Here is a 22816-nt window from a genome sequence, read left to right as displayed (position 1 = left end):
GATAAGAATGGAGTTGTAGTAATGACAAAGGCGCAGCTGTCGAGTGCCAACAGCGGTAAGAGAATAGTAATTGACTCTAGCACAAACTCTCTTCAATTCTTTAATTCAAATGGCGAAGATGCGGCCAAGTTAGATGAGCTTGTTGACACTGATAGCGTAAAAAGCTCAGTAATGACATTTAATTCATACCGATTAGGTGTGAATACAGCTACTACTACGATTAAACCGGACAGGTTCAGAATAGATTATAATAACGGATTGTATGCAGAAATGACCGCAAATTCCATTCATTTAGATTATTTCTATATGCCAAAGACTTCAGGCGGAAATAATTTAAAAGCGTTGTATATTAGTGATGATGGTATATTTAGAAGAGCAACTTAAAAGCAATTTATATGATACTTACATTTAAAGACAGAATGGCTATAATATACGCAGGTATATTGCCAGAGCGGCATAACGTAGCCACCATGCAGCTAGTAAAGAGTATTGTAGATAAGGTGGATTTTAGCGAGTTGGAGCAAAAGAGCTTAAACCTACAGCGCACAGAGGTAGGGTTTAAATACTCCACTACCATAGACCTTAACACGCTAACCAGGGAGGTTGAATTTACACCTGAGGAGTCAGCCATACTCAAACAGGGTTCGGAAGCACTAGACAAGGCAAATAACGTAGGCATCGACACATTAGATACTATTATAACACTATTAAAATAGTATTCAAATAACAATTAAAAAGCCACCTATTGAGTGGCTTTTTTTATTACTATTGCACTGTATGTGTGTAATTATTTTTGCACGATTCGTTTTTAAAATTCAACATCATTTGTTTTCACGATTATAAATGGAAGGTGGTTTGGGATTTGGCATCCTTGTTCATTCGAGAGAAGAGACCGAGTTAGGACCTCTTGCACCAATCGATTCGCCAAAATTCAACTTCTTTGAGCTAAGTGCTCAGGTGGGGGTAAAGTATTACATTTGGAAGCAAGCTGGAGCATCGGTCAAGTATAGCTATTCAATCACGCCAATACGCGGTACCGGTCCGTCGGGAACATACCGCCGTGTTTCGGGGCAGTATAACAACCTTTTACAGCTGGCTCTATTCTACATGTTTTAGGATTATTGGCTTGCAAATGCAATGGTGGCAATGCTAACTCGGTAGTTACCCTTTTCGACAAGGGCTTGAGCGCACGCCTCTAGCGTTGCTCCGGTGGTTACTACATCATCAACAAGTAGGATATGGGCTCCTTCGGGAAGACCATTTTGGTTATCGACTTCAAAAACATTCGACACATTTTCCCATCGCTCCATGCGCCCTTTTCGGGTTTGAGTTTCGGTGAATACGGCACGCTTAAGGATATCATTTACCACGGGCAGATTAAGCACATCAGAAAGACCAAGCGAAATCCATTCACTCTGGTTATAACCGCGCTTTTTTTGCTTTTTGGGGTGTAGCGGAACAGGAACAATGGCGCTGATGTCTTTGAATGGGGTAACAGCCGTAAGCTCATGTGCAAACTGCTGCCCTAGATATCGGCCTATGTCCTTTCGGCCGGCATACTTTAGCTTATGCAGCAATTTTTGATATCGGCTTCCCTTCCGAAAATATAGATAGGCGCAAGCGTGCTGAAGGCGCACCCTGCCCCAAAATATTTTAGCCACATCGTTTTCAGGATCATGCCAGTTTCTGGTTTTAGGCATGCGGTAGCTGCAACCCGTGCACATTACCTCTTCACCGCCAACCAGTGGTGTGCCACAAACTGCACAAAGGTTGGGGTAAAGAAGACCTGTAATACTTTGTAGCCACCTTGCTACCATTGTGTTTTATAGATTTGTTTTTGTCCAGCTAACTTCCCTTCCAATAATGGAGAAGCCAATGTAGCCTTTAACATGAAGGGTGGTAAAATTTCCATCGAACCACATCAGGCACTTGTAGGTTTTTCCCGACTTTGGATCGTAGATGGTTCCGTCAACCCACTCCTTGTCCTCTTGGTTGTAATGAAAACCATTTAGGATGCTCAATCCAAGAATGGCCCTGCTTTGGAGTTTTTCCTGAGGATTTTTATCGTCTTTTTTGGGGGCACCATTCCTGTTTGGCTCTTTCAACCACCGAATGGCTCCGTAGAACAAACCATCCTTCGCTTTGTAAATTTCAACCTTTGAATCCTTGTCCTGGGTAAGCCAGTAACCTACAATGGTATTTTCGTTTTGTGCGCTAACGGTCCCGGTCATAAGAACGGCAGCAAGGGCAAGAAGAATTTTTTTCATAAGTTGTAAGTTAAAGTTGGGAAATAGTAAAAACTCATATGGTGAACACCAAAATTGATATTGATCTCCATTTGGGTGAAAGATAGTAATTCATAGAAAATCTGCATTAGCTTATGCATAAAAATGATAACTTATATGCAAGTTTACAGTACTTTGGGATAAGGTTGTGTTACCTAAAACGAATACATCTGAAAGAGCTGTGGCTAAAAATATTGGGAGGTTATTGGTTTAGCATCGTACGATTCGCTATTTTTGTTTTTGTTATGATTACGCAAGAGTTCTTTATCGTTTATAATTCTTTAATTCAACCATTAAAATAGTTTGTGATGAAACAGTACATAAGAAGACTTGCCAAGTATTTGCTGTATTTCTACCTTTTTCTTGGATTGCTAACCATCGTTTTTGAACTGATGAAACCAGAACCCTTTAAGGACTTCCAGATGTCAATAGTATGGATGTACATGATTTTTGGTGGTGGTATTTCACTCATTTTTCCACTTATTGGTTTTGCAAAAAAGAAGGTTTACATAAACAAATCGTTTGAGGAGGAGCGAATTCATTTGGAGAAGATCATGGAAGCCATGGGGTTTGTGAAGGTTTCGGATGAAGGCAACCTGCTTAGCTACCGCTATAAAAGTGGAATGAAAAAGTTACTGTTGCTATACGAAGATACCGTTACCATTGATCATTCCGACAACCCGCTGATAATCGCTGGTCCACAGAAGGAGTTGAGGCGGTTGGGTCGAATGTTCGACGATTACCTTAGGAGGGCTGAGGACTAACATTGCATTTTTGGTTTTGGAATTAGCCATAATAAATAGAAAAGCGCTTATTGGTTTTTGGCCAGTGGCGCTTTTTCTCATCTTAGGTGGATGTAGGGTTCCTTCGCAACCCAAGGTGATTATTGCAACATCGCTAGGTAACATTGTGGTTGCCGTTGATACGGTAAGGGCAAAGGTCACGAGTAAAAATTTCCTGCAGTTGGTGGAGCGGGGTGCCTATAAAAACGGCTACTTCTATCGCACTGTTCGGCTGAATAACCAGCCAGCCGCCCAGCACAAAATAGAGGTTATCCAGGGTGGCCTTTTCAACGATTCGCTGATTGCAAAGTATTCGGAAATTGCTCACGAGCCCACTTCTCAAACCGGCCTTTTCCATGTCGACGGAACCATCTCCATGGCTCGTCTTGAGCCGGGAACGGCCTCTACGGAGTTTTTTATTTGCCTTGGCAACCAGCCGGAGTTGGATTATGGTGGACGCCGAAACCCCGACGGACAAGGCTTTGCTGCCTTTGGTCGTGTTGTTTCAGGAATGGATGTGGTTAGAAAAATCCATCAACTGCCAGATACCGGTCAATACCTTGTTTCTCCTGTTGTCATTAGATGGATGAGAATTGAAAAGTAAAAAACCGGAGGGATGCTCCGGTTTGTCTTATCATTTATCGGTGGTAATAATTTCTTTTTTTGACTCATCCTTAAAGAGTTCTTTCCGGTGGAAAAGCATGAGGTAGATAACGCCAACGCTGATGGAGGCATCGGCAACGTTAAAAATTGGTCGAAAAAAGATGAATTCTTGTCCGCCCAAATAGGGAATCCACGATGGGTAGGAGCCCTCAATTAATGGAAAATAGAGCATATCCACTACTTTACCGTGTAGGAATGCGGCATATCCGCCTCCAGCGGGAAGGAGTTGGGCCACTCCACCAAGGGGATCGTTAAATATCAACCCGTATAATACAGAGTCAATAATATTTCCTAGAGCTCCGGCCATAACAAGTGCGAGCCCGATAATTAATCCTTTTGAAGCGTTGCTTTTTGAAAGCGCATTGAGATACCAAGCAATACCGATTACTGCCGCAATACGAAATAGGCTTAAGGCAAGCTTTCCCCAATCTCCGCCAAATTCCATACCAAAGGCCATTCCTCTGTTTTCCACAAAATAGATGTAAAACCAGTTGCCAAAAACGCGGATTGATTCGCCAACCATCATGTTGGTTTTCACCCAGAACTTAACAGACTGGTCGAGGAGCAGCACCGCCACAACCACTATGGCTGCAAGCTGCATTACGCTGGGTTGCTTTACTTTGAAAGATTTTATACTCATAGCCTCAAAATGGAATGTATAATTGGCATGGTGAATGGTTTGGGCATTCGCCATGGCAGATGCAAAACTAGTAAAATATAGAACCCAGTGATGGCTTGCAAGGTCAATTAATGGGCATATTCCCCATAAAGCACAGAAAAGCCGGCAGAAATTTCCTGTCGGCTTTTTTCACAACAGAGACGAATACTACTGTTGGCTATTCTTTGCTTCGATGCTTAAGGTGGCATGCGGAACCGCCTTCAAGCGATCCTTGGAAATTAATTTTCCAGTTTCACGGCAAATGCCGTAAGTTTTGTTCTGGATGCGAATGAGTGCTGCCTCTAGGTGAGAAATAAACTTCAGCTGCCGCTGAGCCAACTTTCCCGATTCTTCCTTTGAAAGCGTTGAAGCCCCTTCTTCAAGAATCTTGAAGGTTGGTGAGGTATCTTGAGTGTCGTTGCTCTCACTATTTGTAATGGAAGCTTTAAGCGTCTCGTAATCCCTGCGGGCCTTTTCAAGTTTTTGCAGAATTATTTCCTTGAATTCTGCAAGCTCCTCATCCGAGTACCTTGTCTTCTCTTTTTCAGCCATAGCCTAAAAAATTTTCTTAAAGATATAAAAATTTTAAAACCGTCAAAGCTTAACTTGCTTTGTCAACCCTTATTCTGGTTACCATTTCGGTATCAAGTTCAATCTCTTGCGAGCCTTCGCCGTTTACGGAATCCTCCAACAAGATATCAACAGCCAAAGTTTGAGTTGATATGTAGCTGCGATGCTTTAGTATAGCATCATCGATGGTAGAATTCTTACCAATACGAATTATAATCTTATCGGTTACGTCCAAGCCAATATCTTTGCGGATATTTTGAATACGGTTAATTAACTCGCGAGCAATGCCCTCCTGCCGAAGCTCCTCGGTTACGGTTATATCAAGCGCAACCGTAAGGCGACCTTCGCTAGCCACTAGCCAACCGGGAATGTCCTCCGAAAGAATTTCTACATCCTCAAGGGTAAGCGTTAACTCGCCAGCACTTGATGGGATAACATACACGCCGTTAGCCTCAATCTTAAAAATATCGTCCTGGGTAAAGGTCGCCAGGGTGTTGGCAATTTCCTTCATTTGCTTGCCAAACTTTGGCCCAAGGGTTTTAAAGTTTGGTTTAATCTTTTTTACCAGCACTCCCGTTGTATCGGTGATGTATTCCAGCTCCTTTACATTAACCTCAGTAAGGATTAGGTCCTTTACTGCTTCAATGCTCTCCTGCATCTGTTGGTCAAGAACTGGAATCATGATTTTGGTGAGTGGTTGACGTACTTTGATGTTGACCCTTCGGCGGAGACCCAGCACCATGGACGATACCCGTTGAGCAATGTCCATCCGCAACTCCAACTTTTTGTCGAGGAGTTGCTCGTTGCCCTTGGGGAAGTTGGCTAGGTGAACGCTCTCTTCCGTATGCTTGCCCGAAACCTTGTTGAGGTCTGTAAAAATCTTATCCATATAGAAAGGGATAATGGGGGCCGCCAACATAGAAACCGTTTCGAGGCAGGTGTAGAGGGTTTGGTATGCAGCAATCTTGTCTTGGTTGTATTCGCCACCCCAAAAGCGTTTACGGTTGAGGCGTACATACCAGTTGCTGAGATTTTCGGTAACAAAATCCTGAATTGCCCGACCCGCCCTCGTTGGCTCGTAGTTTTCGAAAGCGTCGGTTACCTCTTTTATTAGCGATTGAAGCAAAGAGAGCACCCAGCGATCGATTTCCGGCCTTTTACTTACGGGGACTTCAGCCTCCTTGTTCTGGAATCCATCGATGTTGGCATACAGCGCAAAGAAGGAGTAGGTGTTATAAAGCGTTCCAAAGAATTTACGCTTAACCTCATCAACTCCGGCTGGGTCAAACTTTAGGTTATCCCAAGGCTGAGAGTTGGTAATCATATACCAGCGTAGCGTGTCGGAACCATACTGTTCTATGGCCTGAAAAGGATCAACCCCATTACCAAGGCGCTTGCTCATCTTGTTGCCATTTTTGTCGAGCACCAACCCGTTGGAGATGATGTTTTTGAAAGCAACAGAGTCGAAGAGCATGGTGGAGAGCGCGTGAAGGGTGAAGAACCATCCTCGAGTTTGATCAACTCCCTCGGCAATGTAGTCGGCGGGGAAAACCTGCATCAACTCTTTCTCATCCATTTCGAATGGGAAGTGAACTTGAGCGTAGGGCATGGCACCGGAGTCGAACCACACGTCGATGAGGTCGGTTTCGCGGAGCATCTTTTCACCTTTATCGGAAACGAGAACTACGTCGTCGACGAAAGGACGATGGAGGTCGAACTTATCATAATTATCCTTGCTAAAATCGCTTTCAACAAAACCGGACAGCGGGTTGCTTTGCATAAAGCCAGCCTTAACCGATTTTTCCATCTCCAACTTGAGCTGAGCCACGGAGCCAATACATTTGCGCTCACTTTGGTCGGCGGTGGCCCAAATGGGTAACGGCGTGCCCCAGTAGCGAGAGCGCGAAAGGTTCCAGTCAACCAAATTTTCGAGCCACTTTCCAAAGCGACCGGTTCCGGTGCTTTGTGGCTTCCAGTTGATGGTGTTGTTGAGTTCAATCATCCGGTCGCGAAGAGCTGTTGTTTTAATGAACCAGCTATCGAGCGGATAGTAGAGCACGGGCTTGTCGGTGCGCCAGCAATGGGGGTAGCTGTGCTCGTACTTCTCAATTTTGAACGCCTTGTTCTCCATTTTCAGCTTCACGGCAATGTCTACATCCACCGTTGCGGCATCCTTGGGAATGCTATCGTCGTATTCGTTCTTTACAAATCGGTGGCTGAATTCACCCACACCATCAATGAAGCGTCCGGTTTTGTCAACCAAGGTTAGTGAGCCAATACCATTTTGCTTGGCAACACGGAAGTCGTCGGCACCAAAGCTGGGGGCAATGTGCACAATACCTGTTCCGTCTTCGGTGGAAACAAAGTCGCCAACCAGAACGCGGAAGGCATCGCCATCGGTGGGTTGCTGGTAGGGCATTAGCTGCTCATAGCGGCATCCCTCTAAATCGGAGCCCTTATGCTCCGAAAGCACCTTGAACGGGATATTCTTATCGCCCGGCTTATAGTCGTCGAAGCTGAGCTCCTTGTTCTTCTCGGGGAAGAAGTTGCCCATCAACTCCTTGGCAAGAATTAGAACGACCGGCAAAGAGGTGTATGGGTTGAATGTTCTTACGCGCAGGTAGGTAATTCCCTTTCCAACGGCAAGAGCCGTGTTGGAAGGAAGCGTCCACGGTGTAGTTGTCCATGCGATAAAGAAAACGTCAGCATCGGCATTTTGAAACAGGAATTCATTCTTTGCATCCCGAGTTACCTTGAATTGGGCAATAAGGGTAGTGTCCTTCACGTCGCGGTAGCATCCGGGCTGGTTGAGCTCGTGGGTACTAAGTCCGGTACCTGCTGCCGGTGAGTATGGTTGAATGGAGTAACCCTTGTATAGAAGACCCTTTTCGTAGAGTCGGCTGAGGAGGTTCCAAAGTGTTTCTATGTAACGGTTGTCGTAGGTGATATATGGGTTTTCCATGTCGACCCAGTAACCCATTTTGTGGGTAAGGTCCTCCCAGAGGTCAGTATACTTCATAACCTCTCGGCGGCAGGTTTGGTTATACTCCTCTACCGAAATGGATTTTCCAATATCCTCCTTGGTAATGCCAAGCATCTTTTCAACACCTAGCTCCACGGGTAGCCCATGGGTATCCCAACCGGCCTTGCGATGAACCTGAAATCCTTGCTGAGTTTTGTAACGGCAGAATACATCCTTAATGGTACGGGCCATTACGTGGTGAATCCCCGGCATACCATTTGCGGAAGGTGGCCCCTCGTAAAATACGAATGCGGGGTGTCCTTCTCTTATCTTGAGACTCTTGTGAAAGGTATCGTGTTCGCCCCAGGTTTTTAAAACATCTTTATTTACCTGCGACAGGTCTAACCCTTTGTATTCTGGAAATTTAGAACTCATTGACTGCTATATTTTTTCTCTTACTACTTTTTTCTGCAACACTGCCTGTTCCAATATTTTCAACTATCCAACCATTGTGGTTTAGAGACAGTTTCAATCGACATTGGGTAGGCTAATTTTTTAAAATCCCACAAAGATATGCTTCGGTGAAGAAATATCAAATTTTTGGCCTTCAAACTGCCAACTTATTGGTCAACGGCAGGTTTGGTCATAAAATATAGGGAGGTATGCTAGAGCAGATGGGCAAATAGCTGCTCAATGGACTCGCCTTCGTTTACCTTTAGATGATAGGCCTTAAGCCCTGCTTTTCGGGCACCCTCCACGTGCTGAAGCGTATCGTCGATAAATAGCGTCTCTTCCGGTTTGAGCCAATTTTCATGAAGGATAAGCTCAAAGGTCTCCCTGTCCGGCTTGCGGAGATGGATTAGGTGTGAGTAGTACTCCTTATTGAAGAAGGTGGCAAGCGATGCGATACCCGTTTGTGCCTTCAGCTGTTTGAGGTAAACTGGGTAGTGTATGGCATTGGTATTGCTAAGCAGGTAAGTGTTGTAGTGCTCCTTTACTCGCGCTAAAACGTTCAGACGAGATGGGATAAAATCCAACAACATTGCATTCCAAGCCTCATCAATTTGGGAGTCGGAGAGGTTTTTGCCAGCAATAGTGCGGATGGTGGTTCTAAAAACCTCCGGTTCAACAAGACCCTTATCCAACTTATCGAACAGGTCTATTTGAGTAGCCTGGGTAAAGGTTTCCTGGAAGTTTGTAAAGCCAAACTCCTCAAATTTTTGAATGGTTAGGTGGTAATCAACTGGTAGGATAACCCCGCCTAGGTCGAAGATAATGTTGCGAATGGATGTGTTGCGCAATTCGGTAATGGTGGTGTGCATTATAAAAAATTGAAAATGGGTCTTGACAAATCCGTTGTAAATGCGTAATATTGCAGCGCAAAATAAGGAAAACTTTTCCGAACGGGAAAGTCCTTGGGCCCATAGCTCAGTCGGTTAGAGCATCTGACTCATAATCAGAGGGTCGTTGGTTCGATACCAACTGGGCCCACAGAACTCCGGACACTGTTAAGTGTTCGGAGTTTTTGCATTTAGCCTTGCCAGATTAAGGGCTGAAGCCCTCGCATATTATAGGGTTTGGCCTTGTTCCCCGCCATAAATGACGGGGAAATTAAGCTGCTGCAGCTAAGATTCAGTCAGGGCGCGACTATATGACACATACAAGACACACCTTAACTAATAGCCAACCTAAATTTCCCCGCGCCTTCAGGCCGGGGATAGGGAAACGCATGAAATAAAACGTAGGGCTTTAGCCCTTTGGCAACGGCGGAAAAGGGCTGAAGCCCTCGCCTTTTTCATGGTTTATAGGCACACCCCGCCATCAATGGCGGGGAAATTAAGTTGCTGCAGCTAAGAATTAGTCAGGGCGTGACTGTTTCTCTCATGCATACAAGTCACACCCTGACTTATTATAGCAAGCACCTACTTTTTTACCCTTTTCTTCTTCTCCTTTGCAAAAAGCCCGGCGGTGTATTTGTCGTAGAGGTCGAAAAGGAACTCTATGCGCTTGGTTTCGCTTACGAAGGGTTGTGGGCGGTAGGCAAGGTCTACTGCCTTGTCGAGCTGGTGGTGGGCCTTAACCAGCGCGGGGGGCATGGTGAGCGGGTCGTAGAGGTCGGCGAGGCTACTGCCGGGGAATGTTGCGCGCGTATCGAGCACCATTTGCGCCGCCTGCTCTATGGCCTCCCGCTGCTTGGCCGTGGGGTTTTCGGGCCAGGGGAAGTTGTTGTAGACAATGGAGCTTGAATAGCGGAAATCACTTTTAAGACGGCCGCAAACATACTGCACCCAGGTCATGTGCATTAATGATGTAATAATGCCAAATGTATAAAGGCTGGCAAAAGGTACAGTTCGAACAAGATCACTGGCGATTGTATCATTTTTTAAAAATCCTATTGGAATATATTTTCTGTTTTCTGAAGATACACCTGGAATTAATAGATAATCAGTTGTAGGTTGCCGTATTTCTCCAAATAATGATGGAAAGTCAGCTAGTTTTCGTGTAGTTTCTCTTGAACTTTTTAATCGATATTCTCTAACTAGTTTAATTCTATTCAATACCTCTTTTAAGTTTGAATACTCGTTGGGTTGAATGTCTTTGAGCCAAATACACCATCTTTTGATTCCGTTTATAAATTCTTGAGAACCTATAAATGGTCTTATTACCAATTCAGATTTAGGTTCTATTTGTATAAGGGTATCTCGTTCCTCGTTGCTTAACAATAAATTACCACCATCGTTGGCCATGCTTCCATATGACATTTCAGGAACGCTACATATTGGTTTATTCCTACTTGGAATAAAAGCATCTTTTCCCTCCACCAAATATGGATTAATGTTTCTTACCCTTAGTTCATGCGGTTCTCCTTTGGCTTCGGTGTACTCATAAATAAATTTCTCTGGAATATCGAAGTTCGAAAAACCAACAATAACCACGTGAACACCGGCATTCCCTTTGGCCTCATTGTTCCACTTAAAGGTGCGATGGGCAAAGTGAATTTTGATGTGGTAGCGGTTAAACATTTCGTTCCAGAGAATGCCCACCTGCTCGCCCTGCGCAATGGAGTTGGTGGAGACAAAGGCGGCGCGGGTTTTTAGGTCGTTGGTGGAATCGTCGGTATTGTGGCGCTGGAGGTATTGTGCTGCCTTTATGTACCATGCTGCCACATAGTCGAGCACCCCCGCCACTTTTACGCCACTAAATATTAGCCCCATGTCGGCTTTTTGTGCTTCGTTTTGCAGCTGCTTTCCCACAAAGGGTGGGTTCCCCAGAATGTAGTCAAACTGTTCGCGGTCGGTTTTTCCCTCCCACGGCAGCACCTCAATAAGGGCGTCCCAGTCGGTGCGCAGGGCATTGCCACACACAATGGTGGCGCTCTTGCGCAGGGGTAGGCGAACAATGTACTCGCCAAACTCCTGCGAAACGAGCATGTTCATTTGGTGGTCGATAAGCCAAAGGGCTACCTGTGCTATCTGGGCCGGAAACTCCTCGTACTCTATGCCGTAAAAGCGATCCACGTCGCACAGCATGAGGTTTGCTACGTCGGTTACCCGCTGGGAGCCTTGCAGCGCCTTTATAATTTCAAGCTCCATGAGCCGGAGCTCGCGGTAGGTAATCACGAGGAAGTTGCCGCATCCGCAGGCGGGGTCGAGAAAGCGGAGCGAGGCAATTTTGCGGTGGAAGGAGCGGAGCTTGCCGGTGCTGCCCTTGGCTGCCTCAAATTCCTGCCACAGCTTGTCGAGAAAGAGTGGACGAATGAGTTTAAGGATATTCTTTTCGGAGGTGTAGTGAGCGCCAAGGTTGCGGCGCTGGGTGGCATCCATCACGCTCTGGAACATGGAGCCAAAAATGGCGGGTGAAATTTTGCTCCAGTCGAGGTAGCAGCACTCCAGCAGCGTTTGGCGCATCTTGGTGTTGAACGAGGCCAGCGAAAGCTGCTCCTCAAATAGGTGTCCATTTACGTAGGGGAAGGCGGCTAGGCTTTCGTCCAGCGTTTTTTGCCGCTCGTTGCCGGGGGTGTTCAGCACCTGAAAAAGAAGCGCAAGGTGCATACCCAGGTCGGTGCCATCCTCGCTGGTTCGGTTTTCGATGTAGTCCTGAAACGCGTGCTTCTCAAAAATGGTGGTATCGTCGGCAAAGAGGCAAAAGAGGAGCCTAACGAGGTACTTCTCAAGCACGTGGCCGGTGTACCCAGCCTCCTTTAGCGCATCGTGCAGCTTGCCCATGAGGTAGGCCGCCTCTATGTTTACGGGGTCTTCCTCCTTGTATACTCTTTTTTGGTATCCCGCAATAAAGCCAAATAGGTGCACGTGGTTTACAAAGTCGGCCAGCGTAAAGTTCGATTCGCTGCCCTCGTCGAGGTCGTATAGCCTATAATTTTCGAAGTCGGAAACCAGAATATAGCGGGGGAGCTCATGCTGCTTAAGGCCGGGAAGATACTCGGTTGCCTGCTGGTAGGCCCTATCGAGGTTTTTGCCGCGGCTTTTCATTTCAATTAAAATGGTGCCCTTCCATAGCAGGTCGATGTAGCCATCGTGCTCGTCGAGCTTCTTTACCCGATGCTCGAAGGTGGCCACCTTGCGGCGGCTTATCCCAAACACGTTGAAGAATTCTACCAGAAAGGGTTTGGCATCTGCATCCTCGTTAGAGGTATCGGCCCACTCCTTCGAAAAATTAACCGCTCGCTCCTTAATCTCATTCCAACCTAAAGCCATCACTATTTTTTTAACGATAGGCAATTTAGCTAAAAATATGCCAGCCCGCGCGTAAAGGGCGCTACCGTTTTTTCTGTGCTTTGCAGAAATGCCACGTAGTAATCTTTTTTGTGCTTCGCAACCAACAGATAATCAACGGGCGTAGCTGTTTTGAATAAAAGCATGGGGAGAGATGGCAGGTGCCGTTTCGAATACTAATTAGCAGGGCCATTTTTTTGACTTTTAACCTGAGTTTCTGAAATTTGGTTATCCGGTAGCGGTATACGGATAAAACCTAGCCTTTATTTTAAAAACTTAAAAAATTAAAGCTATGATCGAAAATCGAATTTCATTCGCACTAACCGCAGAGGAGCTAGCTCAGGTAAATGGTGCAATAGAAACGCTCCGTACGGTTTTAATTCCAAAGCTCATAACCCTATCGGCCACCGATAGGCAGGAGATGGCCCGCATGGGCGACAAAACGCTCTCGTTTGTAGAGAAGGCGCTGGAGTATTGTAAGCAGGAACCACAGCTCTACGATAGCTTTGTGGACGTGGCCGAGTTTGATAAGGATCTGCAGGCATTTGCTACCCTGCGGAGCTTGTCGAGCCAGCTGGAAACCATTACCTCCGGCATTGACGATTCCATGATGATGAGCGGTAGTGAGGCCTACAACGCAGCCCTTGTTGGCTACAGCATACTAAAGAATGCCAGCCGCATACACCATCCCGGTGCAAAGGATAAGGTGACCGAGCTGGCAAACCGATTCCCTCGGGGCAAGCGGGAAAAGGTTGAAAATACATAAACGTGCAAAAGTCGGGGCGCGACTATTTCTCAGACGTATACAAGTGGCACCCTGCCTTACCGAAACGATACCGCAAATTTTTCCATATGGGTCGGTGATTAGGTCACCGGCCCTCTTTTTTGGTAGGTAGGGCTCACTTACTTGGCGGAATATTGCCCACCAAGGTGCATGTTCCTCACTTTGGGTGCCGAGGGGCTCACTAAAAGGTTCGTTGACCTAAGTTTTAGGCTCGTAGGGCAAGTAAAAAGGCTCGTTGACCTAGCGCGGAGGGAGGTGAGCCTCGCTTAAAGTTGGGATATGCTAGTTTTAAGTGAGGCATCTTTAGAAAAAAGCGAGGTCGTTTGAGGTCGTGAGCTAGGATATCCTCCCTTTTTGCTAGGTCTGTTTCGCAATTAGCTAGGTTATTCTCGCTAAAAGGGAGGCGCTCCAACCCCCAAGGGTAGGCTTACCGCCCTTGGAGGAGAAATGGGCTGGATAAAAGGGGGCCTGTTCTAGGTAAAAGTGAGGAAGAGCTGGGTTTGAGGTAGGATTTTTTTAAGTTGGGGCGCGGCTATGGCCAGCCTAATTTTCCTCGTGTATTCAGGCCGGGGATTGGGAAACGCAGGGAATATGATGTAGGGCTTTAGCCCTTTGGCAATGGTAGGAAAGGGCTGAAGCCCTCGCATATTATAGGGTTTGGCCTTGTGCCCCGCCATAAATGGCGGGGAAATTAAGCTGCTGCAGCTAAGATTCAGTCAGGGCGCGACTATTTATCGGATGCAAAAAAGTTGCACCCTGACTTACGACAGTTTCCTAACAACCTAACCTCCTAATCCCCTTCTGCTAACTCTCCTTCCAATCCCCATTCTCCCTAATTAGGCTAATGAGCTCCTCCAGCGCATTGCTCTGGGGGATATTCTTCTTGACCAACTCCTTCTGCTTGTAGAGGTTTATTTTTCCCGGACCAGCACCAACGTAGCCGTAGTCGGCATCGGCCATTTCGCCGGGACCATTTACAATACAACCCATAATGCCAATCTTGAGCCCGGTGAGGTGACAGGTGCGGGCCTTTATTTGGCTGGCTACCTCCTGCAGGTTGTAGAGCGTTCGGCCACAGCCGGGGCAGGAGATGTATTCCGTTTTGGTGGTGCGCACGCGCGCCGATTGCAGAATATCGAAGCTGGTGGTAACCACCTCCGCCAGAGGAATGTTGGGAGCCACAATGTAAATACCGTCTCCAACGCCATCGAGCAGCATGGCACCAAAATCGGCGGCAACTTTTAGTTGAAAAGCCTCTACGTCGTTGTCGGCATACTCTCTTTTAAGAATAATCGGGTTGGTAAGTTCGGCCTCTCTTAGGCGATAGATCACTGAGCGGTATTCGGCTACCGGATTTTGGGTGGTGCTGTTTGCAATAATCACTGCTGATTCATTTTCCTTTAACGCTGCAAACAGCTTATTGCCCACCATGGTGTGGTCAATCTCTACCATTGCTGCTCCATCAAGCTGTTCCGGATTGGTGACCAGCTCTTTGCTGAAGGAGCCATTGGAAGCGAAGACGGTGGCTATAGTATTATTGGTGTTGCTGGGTTGAATAAAAATATCAGGTAGCGGCGTTGCTCCCAGCGCTGAGGCAAGGCTTGTTTTTGCTGTTTCAAAGTCTTCTCCAGCGCGTAGCTGGACGAAAACCAGTGGTGGTATGCTGCCGCCAATCCAACCCAAATCGGTGGATGCAAGGCGGCCATAGGAGTAGGGATTTATGGGTGCAAAGTCTGTGGCAACAATATCGGAGGGTGTGGTTCGCTTGGCAAAATAGTTCACCAACTTTTGGGCAACAGGAATTTCGTATTCCGGCTCCTCGGTGAGCGAAACGCGAATGGTGTCGCCAAGTCCGTCGGCCAGCAGTGCGCCTATTCCCACCGCCGACTTAATTCGCCCTTCGCGGCTATTCCCGGCCTCGGTAACGCCGAGGTGCAACGGGTAGGCCATTCCCTCGGCTTTCATGCGAGAGGCAAGTAGCCGAACAGACTGAACCATTACGCGGGTATTGCTGCTCTTCATGGAGATTACCAGGTTGTGAAAGTCGGCTGCGCGGAATATTCTCAGAAACTCCAACGCCGATTCCACCATTCCTTCGGGGGTGTCGCCAAACTGGTTCACCATGCGCTCCGAAAGTGAGCCGTGGTTTACACCAATGCGCACGGCGGTATGGTGTTGCTTGCAGATTGCAATAAATGAGGAGAGTGCAGTGGTGATTCTTTCTTGAGCTTCACGTAGCTCCTGCTCGGTGTATGTTGTTCCAGCTGGTCGGCGTTCGGCAAAGTTGCCGGGATTGATTCTAACCTTTTCCACGTATTGGGCAGCCACCTCAGCTGCCTTTGGGTTGAAGTGAATATCGGCTACGAGCGGTTGGTTGTAGCCACGCTCCACCAACGCTTGCTTAATGTTTTTTAGATTTTCCGCTTCCTGAATGCCCTGTGCGGTGATGCGAACGTAGTCGGCACCGGCATCAAAAATTCGTATGCACTGCTCCACAGTTGCCTCGGTGTAGAGGGTGTTGGTGGTGGTCATGGATTGAACACGGATGGGATTTAATCCCCCGAGGGGTCGGTTACCTATCTCCACCTGCACTGTTTGTGCGCGTTGGTAGCTGAAAAGATTGTTGCAGTAGCTCATTGCTTTTGCCTTAATTATCCTGCAAAGTAATTGATTTTTCAGGAAACCTGGGCAATCCAAACATGGTGTGATAAGTTGGCTAGTAAATCTGGGAGATTTGAGCTAATGGGATGGCTACTAGTGAAACTTCGATATGGCTACAATGATGACCATAACAATAAAGTATGATATAATTAGCGTTCTATACTGCAGCTCGTCGGAGTAGGGGAATTTTTTGAGAAACGTTTTCATGACCGTTGGTATTAAGTGAAACATCCTATTTGACTATAATACTGCCATGCAAAAAAAGTCCCTACCTGTTTCTTTATTATTTTTAAAAAAGTGGCCGCGGATAAATACCCACGGCCACTTTTCAATTACGCAAATGAAAATCGACTAGAATGCAGTAATTTTAATCTCCGTTCTACGGTTCTGCTGGTGCTCAGCCTCGGTGCATTTAACACCGTTAGAGCAGTGGTTCTTTAGGCGCGTTTCACCATAACCCTTGGCCGTGATGCGGTCGGCGCTGATGCCTCCGTTTTTCACAATATACTCTACGGCAGCCTTGGCCCGCTTCTGCGAAAGGATGAGGTTGGACTCATCGCTGCCACGCGAGTCGGTGTGCGATCCCAACTCCACCTTAATGTCGGGGTTGTCCTTGAGGAACTGCACCACCTTGTCGAGCTCAATGGCTGCATCGGGCCTAATGTTCCACTTGCCGAGGTCGTAGTAAATGTTGGGGATCTCAATGGTCTTGTTGAGTTCCACCTTTTCCATGGCAATCTCCACTATTTCGTTAATGTTGATGTATCCGGGTTTACGACCCTTGGTAGAGTATTCCACGCGCTTGGTGAGGAACCCCTTCTTATCGAATACCACGTCGTAGTTGGTTTCGGGTTCCAACTTAACTCTGAAGCCCTTATCTCCCGCTGTAGTTAAATTGGCCACAACGGTGTGGTCTTTCTTTATTATCTGAATGTGAACTTCCGGAATAATCTCCATGGTTGGCTTCAGGTAAACGTTGCCGTATATGCCATACTCATTAACCTTTTTAAGAAGCATTGGAACGGAAATTACGTCGTCCACTATCGGCATCTTTTGTGGGTCGATGGCCATGCTAACCGGCTGGTAACCGTCGCGGGAAGCGGAAAGGGTGTATGTCATTTCGGGTTCCAGCTCAAACTCAAATTCATGAGTATCCCCGGTTTTAACCTGCTCCGAATCACCGCTTGCATTCGACTTCAAGGTCACCGTGGCGTTGCTTAGCCACTCCTTGGTGTCGAAATCGGCAGTGGTTCCCTGCAGCTCCAGCGCAAAGGAGATGGGGTCGGTAATGGTAAAGGAGTAAATATCGTCATCGCCCACTCCGCCTGTGCGGTTGGATGCAAAGAAGCCCGTCTTTCCATCCTTGTTCAGGAAGAAGCTAAAATCGTCGGCAGAGCTGTTGAGCGGATAGCCCATGTTCTTCACCGAGTAGTGTCCGTTTTTATCCTTTCGGGCAACAAATATGTCGAGGCCACCCATGCCCATGTGTCCGGTAGAGGAGAAGTAGAGCAGGCCATCGGCTCCAATAAAGGGGAACATCTCATCGCCCTCGGTGTTGATTTCCGGGCCGAGGTTTACCGGTGCCGACCAACCCTTGTCGGTGCGGGTAACGTAGTAAATATCGGTTTTGCCATATCCACCGGGCATGTCGGAGGCAAAGTAGAGGGTATTTCCATCTGCCGAAAGGCTTGGGTGGCCGCAGGAGTAGTTGTCGTTATCGAAGGGTAGCTCCCTGAGCTTACCCCACGAGCCGTCCAGCGCTCTTTTTGCCTCAAGAATTTTAAGGTTATTTACGCCGGCCTTATTCTTTCTGGGCAGGTGGTAGCGGTAGTTGTTACGGGTAATGAATATCTCGTTTTGCTTGCTGTTAAAGCAGATTGGACCATCGTGGTAAATGGTGTTGAGCTTGCGTGTAAAGTGCTTCGCCTTCACCGCCGACGACAGGTCCTGCTTGATGGAGAATAGGGCAAAGTAGGGTGAATCCTTCCAGGCATCCTCGCGCTTAACAATTGATTCATCGGGGCGCGCAGAGGTGAAGATGATTTCGTCCTCGTAGGGCACAGCTCCAAAATCGGAGTAGGTGGAGTTGTAGGAAACGTCCGCAATCTTGTAACGCTCTCTTTCCAGCAGTTTCCGAATAAAAGGTGCGGCATCTTTCTGGCTGAGGGCTCCATGGTCTGTGGAGTCGATAGCGAGGTATTTGTCCAGCCAATGGTCGGCCTCGTCGTACCGTCCGTTAAACTTCAGGGCTGCCGAGTAAAAGTAGTAGTCGGCGGCGGTGGCATTGGCTCCCTCAGCTAGCGGCTTAAGGGTGGCTTCGGCTCTCTGGGTATCAGAAATTTTGTAGTAGGCAATTCCCAGGTTTCGGCGCAGGGAGTCTGGTTCAAATCCGTTGGAGGCGAGCTCCTCATATATTTCAATTGCCTTAGCGTAGGCCGATTTAGTGAAGAGGAGATCGGCTTTACGCTCCTTCATCCTGAGGAGGGCGGTATCCATCTTGGCCATGATTTGTCCCTGAGCAATGGTGGGCGCAAGCATTGCAAGAGCCACGGCTATTAGGGTATATCGTAGTGGTTTCACAAGCATTCGTTTTTTAGTAACAATTTCCATTTTCAAATTATTTCTGAACATAGCGCTTATGGTACTAGAAGTATCGTGGCGATTTTATCTTCTTGGCCGACAGCTTGTCGAAGGAGTAGCGGAGCAAAATCTCGTGGCTACCAAGGTTATGGCCAGCCAAATTAGAAACGGTTACGTCGTAGGAGTAACCTGCCATGAGCTGCTCGGTGAGTTTGAACTCGAAAAGGAAGGCAACCGCATCCCCAATTCGGTAGGATGTCCCCAACCAGTAGGCATTTTTGTATAGAAACTGCGCCGTGAGGTCGGTGGATGGCGGTGCACCTGTAACCACATTTTCAATGAACGAGGGCTTGAAGTCCCAGTCGGCACTCATGTGCATAACGTAGCCAGCCATCAGGAAGTAGTGCCGCTTAAGCTGGCTTACGTTATTTGCGTCGGTGTTGTTCTTGTTCAGATCCGATTCAATAAGGGTAGGTACGGCCAAGCCCACATACCAACGGTTAGCGTAGAGGTAGGCTCCAAACCCCAAGTTTGGGTGTAGCGCCTTCGCTTGATTTTGGTAGAACGCCGCATCGTTGCTCTCCACAAGGCTAAGGCTGTTAAGCCCCACATAGTAGTTGTAGATGCCACCCTTGAGTCCCAGCGACAGGGTAATGTTGTCGTTTAATGGAACACGGTAGGCGTAGTTGGCGCTCAGGTAAAGGTTTTGAACAGGGCCGATCTTATCGGACATCACCGATAGACCCAACCCCACTCTTTTACCCTCAAAGGGAGTATCCATGGATATGGTATTGGTAACGGGCGCTCCTCTAAGGCCTACCCACTGGATGCGTGACATGGCTACCAGGTTTAGGGCGTTTGATGTGCCCGCGTAGGCAGGGTTTACTGCAACCGTGTTGAACATATACTGCGTAAACATTGGCTCCTGTTGGGCAAAGGTGCTGAGGGAGAAAAAAACTCCCACAGCCAGTAAACCTATATGTTTTATCATATTGTGTCTATTTGTCATCTCTTTAGTCCTCATTTAATTAACGGGTTATGTATACATATCCTGTAATTTTCTTGCCATTGTCGGCGATGCTTACCAGGTAGAAGTAGGTGCCTACAGGAAGATCGGTACCAAGGCTAAGCGAAACGTTGGCCTTGCCATCCCAATCGTTATGGTAGTTGTCGGATTTGTAGACCACATTCCCCCAGCGGTTGAATATTTCAATGGAAACCTTCTTGTATTGGTTGAGGTCGGGTATTACAAAAGTGTCGTTAATGCCATCGCCATTGGGCGAGAACCCATCAGGAATATAGATGGATCCATTTACGGTAACGGTCACCGTTGCCGAAGCACATTCGCTATTGACGTCACATACCTCATAGCTAAAGGTATCTACTCCAGTAAAGCCATGGTTTGGTGTATAGGTCAACGTATTGTCAGCATTAACCACCACCGTACCGTTGGCTGGATTGCTGATAACGGTCACCACTAATCCACCATTTTCCAACCCTTGGTCGTTATTAAGGACGGAGATTACAACGGGCCTTTCCGAAACAGTGGAGGCGGAGTCGTTCACGGCAATAGGTTGGTAAAGCGAGTTAACGGTTATGGAAACTATCGCTGTTGCACAATCACCGTTGGCGTCGCATACCTGATAGGTAAACGTATCTCCTCCAGCAAAGCCTGTTTCCGGCGTGTAGGTTACCGTGTTGTCACCATTTATTGTAACAGTGCCATGGCTTGGGTCTGTGGGAATTGATATGTTGAGACCGCCATCACCCTGTCCAGAATCATTGTTTAGGATGCCCACAGTAACCGAGGTGTTTTCGTTGGTTGAGGCGTTGTCGTCCACAGCTACTGGCACATCGTTTACGCTAGCAATGGTAATGTTCACGATTGCTGTAGCGCAGTCGCCGTTGGCGTCGCACACCTGGTAGGTAAAGGTATCCGTTCCGTTGAAGTCCGGGTTTGGCGTGTAAGTTACCGTGTTGTCGGGGTTCACGGTGACGGTTCCATTGGCTGGAGCATTTGTTATGGTAACGGTTAACCCGCCATCGCCTAGGCCGGTGTCGTTGCCAAGCACGCTGATGGAAACAGGGGTATCCTCGTTGGTGGAGGCGTTGTCGTCCACGGCCACAGGGATGTCGTTTACCGGATTGATGGTGATGGTTACCGTTGCCGTAGCGCAGTCGGGAGTGGCATCACACACCTGGTAGGTGAAAGTATCTGTTCCGTTGAAGTCCGGGTTTGGTGTGTAGGTTACGGTGTTGTCGGGGTTCACGGTAACAGTTCCGTTGGCCGGAGCAGCTGGTATGGTTACGGTTAACCCACCGTCACCCAATCCGGTATCGTTACCAAGCACGTTGATGGTGACCGGCGTATCCTCGTTGGTGGTAGCATTGTCGTCCACGGCCATGGGAATGTCATTTACTGGAGTCACGGTTATGGTTACTGTAGCTGTTGAGCATTCACCATTAACATCGCACACCTGGTAGGTAAAAGTATCATTGCCGTTGAAGTCCGGGTTTGGGGTGTAGGTTACGGAGTTGTCGGGGTTCACGGTGACAGTTCCGTTGGCCGGAGCAGTTGGTATGGTTACGGTTAACCCACCATCCCCTAGGCCAGTGTCGTTGCCAAGCACGTTGATGGTAACTGGGGTATCCTCGTTGGTGGTGGCGTTATCGTCCACAGCCGCTGGGATATCGTTCACCGGATTAATGGTGATGGTTACCGTTGCCGTAGCGCAATCTGGCGTAGCATCACACACCTGGTAGGTAAAGGTATCTGTTCCGTTGAAGTCCGGGTTTGGCGTGTAGGTTACGGTGTTGTCGGGGTTCACGGTGACAGTTCCGTTTGCCGGAGCAGCTGGTATGGTTACGGTTAACCCGCCATCGCCTAGGCCGGTGTCGTTTCCAAGCACGCTTATGGAAACGGGGGTATCCTCGTTGGTGGTGGCGTTGTCATCCATGGCCACCGGCACATCGTTTACCGGAGTCACGGTTATGGTTACCGTAGCCGTAGCGCAATCTGGCGTAGCATCGCACACCTGGTAGGTGAAGGTATCCGTTCCGTTGAAGTCCGGGTTTGGCGTGTAAGTTACGGTGTTGTCGGGGTTCACTGTAACAGTTCCGTTTGCCGGAGCAGTTGGTATGGTTACGGTTAACCCACCATCCCCTAGGCCGGTGTCGTTCCCAAGCACGTTGATGGAAACGGGAGTATCCTCGTTGGTGGTGGAGTTATCGTCTACGGCCACAGGGATGTCATTTACTGGAGTCACGGTTATGGTTACTGTTGCCGTAGCGCAGTCGGGAGTGGCATCGCACACCTGGTAGGTGAAGGTATCCGTTCCGTTGAAGTCAGCATTTGGTGTATAGGTAACGGTATTATCACCGTTCACTACTACACTTCCATTACTTGGGTTGCCCGTTATGGTTACCGTAAGCGGAACTTCGTCAATCTGATGATCGTTGTTAAGAACGTCTACACTAACGGGAGTGTCTTCATTGGTGGTTGCGTTATCATTCACTGCCACCGGAATGTCGTTCACCGGATTAATGGTAATGGTTACTGTTGCCACATTTCCGTCCACGGTTCCATCATTCGCCTTGTAGGTAAAACTATCAAGGGTGGTTTCGCTGCCGTCGTGCGTGTAGGTGAACGAGCCGTCGGCATTCAGGGTAAGGGTACCATGTGCTGGATTGCTTACCAGAATGGCGGTTAATGGGTCACCTTCAGCATCGGTATCGTTCGAAAGAATACCTGGGGCTGAAATGTTTAACGTTCCTCCTTCATCCACATTGTAGGTGTCGTTGTTGGCCACCGGAGGATCGTTTACCGGATTAATGGATATTGATACCGTTGCAGTGTTACCATCAATCGTTCCGTCGTTTGCCTTGTAGGTAAAGCTATCGGAGGTAGTTTCACTGCCGTCGTGCGTGTAGGTGAATGAGCCATCAGCATTAAGCGTGAGTGTGCCATGTGCTGGATTGCTCACCAATATTGCCGTTAATGGGTCACCTTCGGCATCGGTATCGTTGCTTAATATTCCAGGAGCCGAAATGTTCAATGTTCCTCCTTCATCCACATTGTAGGTGTCGTTGTTGGCCACCGGAGGATCGTTTACCGGTATAATGGTAATGGATACGGTAA

The 22816-nt window shown here is 47.7% G+C and carries 18 protein-coding genes and 1 tRNA gene; 7 read left to right on the top strand and 12 right to left on the bottom strand.

Annotated features, from left to right (window positions below):
- The 3 genes from VMW01_16705 to VMW01_16695 all read left to right on the top strand — a co-directional run.
- A partial coding sequence (locus VMW01_16705) for a hypothetical protein (protein ID HUW07888.1) occupies positions 1 to 384 on the top strand: 384 nt, incomplete at its 5' end.
- Between the two features lie 11 nt (positions 385 to 395).
- Positions 396 to 716 carry a hypothetical protein gene (locus tag VMW01_16700; GenBank protein ID HUW07887.1) on the top strand — a complete coding sequence of 107 codons (321 nt, stop codon included), beginning with the start codon at positions 396 to 398 and terminating at the stop codon, positions 714 to 716.
- 127 nt (positions 717 to 843) lie between these two features.
- The gene (locus VMW01_16695; GenBank protein HUW07886.1) at positions 844 to 1116 is read left to right on the top strand and encodes a hypothetical protein; all 273 of its coding nucleotides are present in this window, start codon (positions 844 to 846) and stop codon (positions 1114 to 1116) included.
- Between the two features lie 2 nt (positions 1117 to 1118).
- Here the strand turns inward: VMW01_16695 and VMW01_16690 are convergent, their stop codons facing one another.
- Both VMW01_16690 and VMW01_16685 read right to left on the bottom strand, forming a co-directional pair.
- A complete protein-coding gene (locus VMW01_16690; protein ID HUW07885.1) occupies positions 1119 to 1817 on the bottom strand; it encodes a ComF family protein in 699 nt (232 codons plus the stop codon).
- 6 nt (positions 1818 to 1823) lie between these two features.
- Complete coding sequence (locus VMW01_16685; GenBank protein ID HUW07884.1) at positions 1824 to 2267, bottom strand: DUF2147 domain-containing protein; 444 nt, start codon at positions 2265 to 2267, stop codon at positions 1824 to 1826.
- Positions 2268 to 2593: 326 nt separating this feature from the next.
- Between VMW01_16685 and VMW01_16680 the strand changes: the two genes are divergently transcribed.
- Positions 2594 to 3049: a hypothetical protein gene (locus VMW01_16680; GenBank protein HUW07883.1), complete on the top strand. Its 456-nt coding sequence runs from the start codon at positions 2594 to 2596 to the stop codon at positions 3047 to 3049.
- Positions 3050 to 3059: 10 nt separating this feature from the next.
- Positions 3060 to 3671 (top strand): peptidylprolyl isomerase, encoded by a 612-nt coding sequence (locus VMW01_16675; GenBank protein HUW07882.1) that lies wholly within the window; start codon positions 3060 to 3062, stop codon positions 3669 to 3671.
- Between the two features lie 30 nt (positions 3672 to 3701).
- Here the strand turns inward: VMW01_16675 and VMW01_16670 are convergent, their stop codons facing one another.
- The 4 genes from VMW01_16670 to VMW01_16655 form a co-directional block, all read right to left on the bottom strand.
- Positions 3702 to 4370, bottom strand: coding sequence for a lipoprotein signal peptidase (locus VMW01_16670; GenBank protein ID HUW07881.1), 669 nt, complete (start codon positions 4368 to 4370; stop codon positions 3702 to 3704).
- Between the two features lie 186 nt (positions 4371 to 4556).
- Positions 4557 to 4940 (bottom strand): TraR/DksA C4-type zinc finger protein, encoded by a 384-nt coding sequence (locus VMW01_16665; GenBank protein HUW07880.1) that lies wholly within the window; start codon positions 4938 to 4940, stop codon positions 4557 to 4559.
- Between the two features lie 49 nt (positions 4941 to 4989).
- Positions 4990 to 8355 (bottom strand): isoleucine--tRNA ligase, encoded by a 3366-nt coding sequence (ileS, locus tag VMW01_16660; GenBank protein HUW07879.1) that lies wholly within the window; start codon positions 8353 to 8355, stop codon positions 4990 to 4992.
- Positions 8356 to 8585: 230 nt separating this feature from the next.
- Complete coding sequence (locus VMW01_16655) at positions 8586 to 9242, bottom strand: HAD family phosphatase (protein ID HUW07878.1); 657 nt, start codon at positions 9240 to 9242, stop codon at positions 8586 to 8588.
- A 95-nt stretch (positions 9243 to 9337) separates the two neighbouring features.
- On the opposite strand from VMW01_16655, the gene VMW01_16650 reads away from it, so the two are divergent.
- A tRNA-Ile gene (locus VMW01_16650) sits at positions 9338 to 9411 on the top strand.
- 431 nt (positions 9412 to 9842) lie between these two features.
- Here the strand turns inward: VMW01_16650 and VMW01_16645 are convergent.
- The gene (locus tag VMW01_16645) at positions 9843 to 12635 is read right to left on the bottom strand and encodes a DNA methyltransferase (GenBank protein ID HUW07877.1); all 2793 of its coding nucleotides are present in this window, start codon (positions 12633 to 12635) and stop codon (positions 9843 to 9845) included.
- 310 nt (positions 12636 to 12945) lie between these two features.
- Between VMW01_16645 and VMW01_16640 the strand changes: the two genes are divergently transcribed.
- Positions 12946 to 13419: a hypothetical protein gene (locus tag VMW01_16640; protein ID HUW07876.1), complete on the top strand. Its 474-nt coding sequence runs from the start codon at positions 12946 to 12948 to the stop codon at positions 13417 to 13419.
- A gap of 491 nt (positions 13420 to 13910) precedes the next feature.
- Here the strand turns inward: VMW01_16640 and VMW01_16635 are convergent, their stop codons facing one another.
- The 5 genes from VMW01_16635 to VMW01_16615 form a co-directional block, all read right to left on the bottom strand.
- On the bottom strand, positions 13911 to 14084 hold the full coding sequence (locus VMW01_16635) for a hypothetical protein (protein ID HUW07875.1): 174 nt from the start codon (positions 14082 to 14084) through the stop codon (positions 13911 to 13913).
- Between the two features lie 157 nt (positions 14085 to 14241).
- Complete coding sequence (ispG, locus tag VMW01_16630) at positions 14242 to 16074, bottom strand: (E)-4-hydroxy-3-methylbut-2-enyl-diphosphate synthase (protein HUW07874.1); 1833 nt, start codon at positions 16072 to 16074, stop codon at positions 14242 to 14244.
- A gap of 375 nt (positions 16075 to 16449) precedes the next feature.
- Positions 16450 to 18708 (bottom strand): OmpA family protein, encoded by a 2259-nt coding sequence (locus VMW01_16625; GenBank protein HUW07873.1) that lies wholly within the window; start codon positions 18706 to 18708, stop codon positions 16450 to 16452.
- A gap of 34 nt (positions 18709 to 18742) precedes the next feature.
- Positions 18743 to 19669 carry a type IX secretion system membrane protein PorP/SprF gene (locus VMW01_16620; GenBank protein HUW07872.1) on the bottom strand — a complete coding sequence of 309 codons (927 nt, stop codon included), beginning with the start codon at positions 19667 to 19669 and terminating at the stop codon, positions 18743 to 18745.
- 37 nt (positions 19670 to 19706) lie between these two features.
- Positions 19707 to 22816 (bottom strand): Ig-like domain-containing protein (locus tag VMW01_16615; GenBank protein HUW07871.1); only part of this gene is annotated, 3110 nt, incomplete at its 5' end.

The organism is Williamwhitmania sp. (assembly GCA_035529935.1).
Classification (GTDB): Bacteria; Bacteroidota; Bacteroidia; order Bacteroidales; family Williamwhitmaniaceae; genus Williamwhitmania.
The sequence above is the reverse complement of the archived record's forward strand: the minus strand, read 5'-3'. Positions and strand labels throughout refer to the sequence as shown.